This window comes from Pseudomonas sp. R62 (assembly GCF_000257605.1).
Taxonomy (GTDB): Bacteria; Pseudomonadota; Gammaproteobacteria; order Pseudomonadales; family Pseudomonadaceae; genus Aquipseudomonas; species Aquipseudomonas atacamensis.
This window is the reverse complement of record NZ_JH635998.1, coordinates 1,953,097-1,957,367: the sequence shown is the minus strand read 5'-3', so window position 1 is coordinate 1,957,367 and position 4,271 is coordinate 1,953,097. Positions and strand designations below refer to the sequence as shown.

Sequence of the window (4,271 nt, the reverse complement as noted above, 5' to 3'; positions counted from 1 at the left end):
CTGCTCGCGAAAGCGGAGTGTCAGACGACCTAGAGTTGATTGATACTCCCTCTTCGCGAGCAAGCTCGCTCTCACATTGATGCGTTCAGCGGAATGCTTTTAACCAGGGACTCTTATGTCGCGTCGTATCTCCCCCGTCATACCCGGCTTCGGGCTGACGCTGGGTTACACCTTGGTGTACCTCAGCCTGATTGTGCTTATCCCGCTGGCGGCGATGTTCGTCCACGCCGCCCAGCTGACCTGGGATCAGTTCTGGACGATCATCTCCGCACCGCGGGTACTGGCGGCATTGAAGCTGAGCTTCGGCACCGCGCTGTGCGCGGCGATCATCAACGGCATCATCGGCACGTTGCTGGCCTGGGTGCTGGTGCGCTACACCTTCCCCGGGCGCAAGGTGATCGACGCGATGATCGATCTGCCGTTCGCCCTGCCGACAGCTGTGGCCGGTATCGCGCTGACCGCGCTGTACGCACCGGCCGGGCTGGTCGGGCAATTTGCCGCTGACCTCGGTTTCAAGATCGCCTACACCCCGCTGGGCATCACCCTCGCACTGACTTTTGTCACGCTGCCGTTCGTGGTGCGTACGGTGCAACCGGTGCTGGCCGATATTCCCCGTGAAGTCGAAGAAGCGGCGGCGTGCCTGGGTGCGAAGCCATGGCAGGTATTTCGCCACATTCTGGTTCCGGCCTTGCTGCCCGCCTGGCTGACCGGGTTTGCCCTGGCCTTTGCCCGTGGCGTCGGCGAGTACGGTTCGGTGATTTTCATCGCCGGCAACATGCCGATGAAAACCGAGATCCTGCCGCTGCTGATCATGGTCAAACTCGACCAGTACGATTACACCGGCGCTACCGCCATCGGCGTACTGATGCTGGTGGTTTCCTTCATCCTGTTGCTGCTGATCAACTTGCTGCAGCGGCGCATCGAAACCCCATAAGGAGGCGCGAACATGTCCCAATCGTCCATTGCGGCCGCCTCTTCGGCCAATGCTGCACGCCGTGGCAGCGCCACTTCGCGCAGAATCCTGATCGGTCTTGGCTGGCTGATTTTTTTCCTGTTTCTGCTGCTGCCGTTGTTCATCGTCGTATCGCAAGGTCTGAAAAACGGTCTCGGCGCGTTCTTCACCGCGATCTTTGAGCCGGACGCGCTTTCGGCACTGAAACTCACCGTGTTCGCGGTGCTGATCTCGGTGCCGCTGAACCTGGTGTTTGGCGTCAGTGCGGCATGGTGCGTGAGCAAATACTCGTTCCGTGGCAAGAGCATGCTGGTGACGCTGATCGACTTGCCGTTCTCGGTGTCGCCGGTGATCGCCGGTCTGGTCTACGTGCTGATGTTTGGCGCCCAGGGCCTGTTCGGGCCATGGCTGCAGGATCACGACATCCAGATCGTCTTCGCCCTGCCGGGCATTGTGCTGGCGACTATTTTCGTCACGGTGCCGTTCGTGGCCCGTGAGCTGATCCCCCTGATGCAGGAACAAGGCACGCAGGAGGAGGAAGCCGCGCGCCTGCTCGGTGCCAATGGCTGGCAGATGTTCTGGCACGTCACCGTGCCCAACATCAAGTGGGGCCTGATTTACGGCGTGGTGCTGTGTACGGCGCGGGCCATGGGTGAATTCGGTGCGGTGTCGGTGGTTTCCGGGCACATTCGCGGGGTGACCAACACCTTGCCGCTGCACGTCGAGATCCTCTACAACGAATACAACCACGTGGCCGCGTTTGCCGTGGCGAGCCTGTTGCTGATCCTGGCGCTCTTCATCCTGCTGCTCAAGCAGTGGAGCGAAAACCGTATCAACCGCCTGCGCGCCAGCGCCGCGGAGGAATAATTCATGTCGATCGAAGTGCGTAACGTCAGCAAGAATTTCAACGCGTTCAAGGCGCTGGACAACATCAGCCTGGATATCCACAGCGGTGAGCTGGTCGCGCTGCTTGGCCCGTCGGGCTGCGGCAAAACCACCTTGCTGCGCATTATTGCCGGTCTGGAAACCCCGGATCAGGGCAACATCGTTTTTCACGGCGAGGACGTTTCCGGCCACGATGTGCGTGATCGTAACGTTGGTTTCGTGTTCCAGCATTACGCCTTGTTCCGCCACATGACGGTGTTCGACAACGTCGCGTTCGGCCTGCGCATGAAACCGAAAAACCAGCGCCCGAGCGAAAGCCAGATCGCCACCAAGGTTCACGAACTGCTGAACATGGTGCAACTGGACTGGTTGTCGGATCGCTACCCGGAGCAGTTGTCCGGTGGCCAGCGTCAGCGTATCGCGTTGGCCCGTGCTTTGGCGGTGGAGCCGAAAGTGCTGCTGCTGGATGAACCGTTCGGCGCCCTCGATGCCAAGGTGCGCAAGGAACTGCGGCGCTGGTTGGCGCGGCTGCACGAAGATATCAACCTGACTTCGGTGTTCGTGACCCACGACCAGGAAGAAGCGATGGAAGTCGCCGACCGCATCGTGGTGATGAACAAGGGTGTGATCGAGCAGATCGGCTCACCGGGCGATGTCTACGAAAACCCGGCCAGCGACTTCGTTTATCACTTCCTCGGCGACTCGAACCGCTTGCTGCTGAGCGATGACAACCATGTGCTGTTCCGCCCGCACGAAGTATCGTTGTCCAAGCATGAGCTGGAAGATCACCACGCCGCTGAAGTGCGCGATATCCGCCCGCTGGGCGCGACTACCCGGGTGACCTTGAAAGTGGAGGGGCAGACCGATCTGATCGAAGCGGAAGTGGTCAAGGATCACGACAGCCTGATCGGCCTGGCCAAGGGTGAGACCTTGTTCTTCAAGCCGAAGGTCTGGCAGAAAGTCGCTAACCTCTAAAAGCAAAAGATCGCAGCCTGCGGCAGCTCCTACAGGGAAACGCTTTTCAACCGTAGGAGCTCCCGCAGGCTGCGATCTTTCAAGCGGCCTAAGCCGCCGCTTTGCGATTCGGATTGATCCGCACCACCCCCGCCCGCAACTCGATCTCTTGTTTCAATTCCTGCCGCAGCCCGAGCAAGAACGCCAGCTCGGCCACGACAAACAACGGCCCGACAATCAGTCCGCTGATGTCATCGACAAATGCCGGTTTGCGCCCTTCATAGTGATGCCCGACAAACTGGATCACCCAGCCGATCACGAACATCGCCAGGCCGCTGCTCAGCCAGACCAGGGTGCTCTGCTGCGCCAGCGCATGCCCGGCCCACACCGACAGCCCCATCAATACCGTCATCAACACGCCAAGCTTCAACTCCAGACGCAGGTAAAACCACGCCGAGGCCAGCGCCACCACAACGGCTGGAGATATCCACAGCCCGCCCAGCTCCCACTGCGGCCGAGACAGCAGGACAGCCACCGCCACCACGATCAGCGGAATGCCGATAAAGTGGCTGGCAATGTTGCGCGGGTCGCGGTGGTAGGCGGCGTATTGACTGAGGTGGTCGACGAGGCTTTTCATTGTTGTTCCTCCAGTGGGGTTGAATGCATCATCCCTCGGGATCCGCGTTCGCTCTGTCGGGCAGGCGACACTCCAGGAGTGGTTATGCAAATTCGTGCACGGTTGCTCAGCGGCCAGTGGTTCAGTCATCTGCCTGCATCTTTTCAGGATAGCCTGCTGGCGTTGGCCCGGGAGCGCCGGCTGACGGCGGGACAACGACTGTTCCAGCGTGGCGATGCGCCGTGCGGTCTGTACGCGGTGCTCGATGGCGCAGTGCGTATCGGCGCGGTGAGCGAGCAAGGCAAGGAGGCGTTGTTGAGTCTGGTTGAGGCGCCGCACTGGTTCGGCGAAATCTGCCTGTTCGACGGCCAGCCACGCACCCATGACGCCTATGCGGTCGGGCCGTGTACCTTGCTGAATATTCCCCAGGCGGCGTTGCTCAAATTGCTCGACGAACAGCCGCAGTACTGGCGGCATCTGGCGCTGTTGATGAGCCACAAATTGCGCCTGGCCTTCATCAACCTCGAACAGCTGAGCTTGCTGCCCGCCCCGGCACGTCTGGCCCATCGCTTGCTGATGATCGCCGAAGGCTACGGCGAACTCGACGCACCACGTCGGACGCTGCAACTGCCGCAGGAGCAGTTGGCGGCGATGCTGTCGCTGTCGCGACAGACCACCAATCAGATCCTCAAGGATCTGCAGGGGCAGGGGATTATCGGGCTCGCATACGGCGAAATCGAAATCCTCGATGCCGCAAGACTGCGTGCTCTGGCCACGATCTAAAAACTGAAACCGATCCAATGTCGGAACTGGCACCTGTGGCGAGGGGATTTATCCCCGCTGGGGCGCGCAGCGGCCCTGAAA

5 protein-coding genes are annotated in these 4,271 nt (G+C 60.6%); 4 read left to right on the top strand and 1 reads right to left on the bottom strand.

What is annotated here, in order from left to right:
- Positions 1 to 115 precede the first annotated feature (115 nt).
- From cysT to OQK_RS09895, 3 genes are read left to right on the top strand one after another with little or no spacing between them, the layout of a single operon-like run.
- Positions 116 to 934, top strand: coding sequence for a sulfate ABC transporter permease subunit CysT (cysT, locus tag OQK_RS09905; protein ID WP_016772245.1), 819 nt, complete (start codon positions 116 to 118; stop codon positions 932 to 934).
- Between the two features lie 12 nt (positions 935 to 946).
- The gene (gene cysW, locus OQK_RS09900) at positions 947 to 1,819 is read left to right on the top strand and encodes a sulfate ABC transporter permease subunit CysW (RefSeq protein WP_007917679.1); all 873 of its coding nucleotides are present in this window, start codon (positions 947 to 949) and stop codon (positions 1,817 to 1,819) included.
- A 3-nt stretch (positions 1,820 to 1,822) separates the two neighbouring features.
- Positions 1,823 to 2,812 carry a sulfate/molybdate ABC transporter ATP-binding protein gene (locus OQK_RS09895; protein ID WP_016772244.1) on the top strand — a complete coding sequence of 330 codons (990 nt, stop codon included), beginning with the start codon at positions 1,823 to 1,825 and terminating at the stop codon, positions 2,810 to 2,812.
- 88 nt (positions 2,813 to 2,900) lie between these two features.
- Here OQK_RS09895 and OQK_RS09890 read toward each other — a convergent pair whose 3' ends face one another.
- Positions 2,901 to 3,428: an Mpo1 family 2-hydroxy fatty acid dioxygenase gene (locus OQK_RS09890; protein WP_016772243.1), complete on the bottom strand. Its 528-nt coding sequence runs from the start codon at positions 3,426 to 3,428 to the stop codon at positions 2,901 to 2,903.
- A gap of 84 nt (positions 3,429 to 3,512) precedes the next feature.
- Here OQK_RS09890 and OQK_RS09885 point away from each other — a divergent pair, with 84 nt between their 5' ends.
- Positions 3,513 to 4,190: a Crp/Fnr family transcriptional regulator gene (locus OQK_RS09885; protein ID WP_016772242.1), complete on the top strand. Its 678-nt coding sequence runs from the start codon at positions 3,513 to 3,515 to the stop codon at positions 4,188 to 4,190.
- Positions 4,191 to 4,271 lie beyond the last annotated feature (81 nt).

Coding starts and splice junctions, on each gene's coding strand:
- cysT (WP_016772245.1), top strand. CDS start 116: ATGTCGCGTCGTATCTCCCCCGTCATACCCGGCTTCGGGCTGACGCTG.
- cysW (WP_007917679.1), top strand. CDS start 947: ATGTCCCAATCGTCCATTGCGGCCGCCTCTTCGGCCAATGCTGCACGC.
- OQK_RS09895 (WP_016772244.1), top strand. CDS start 1,823: ATGTCGATCGAAGTGCGTAACGTCAGCAAGAATTTCAACGCGTTCAAG.
- OQK_RS09890 (WP_016772243.1), bottom strand. CDS start 3,428: ATGAAAAGCCTCGTCGACCACCTCAGTCAATACGCCGCCTACCACCGC.
- OQK_RS09885 (WP_016772242.1), top strand. CDS start 3,513: ATGCAAATTCGTGCACGGTTGCTCAGCGGCCAGTGGTTCAGTCATCTG.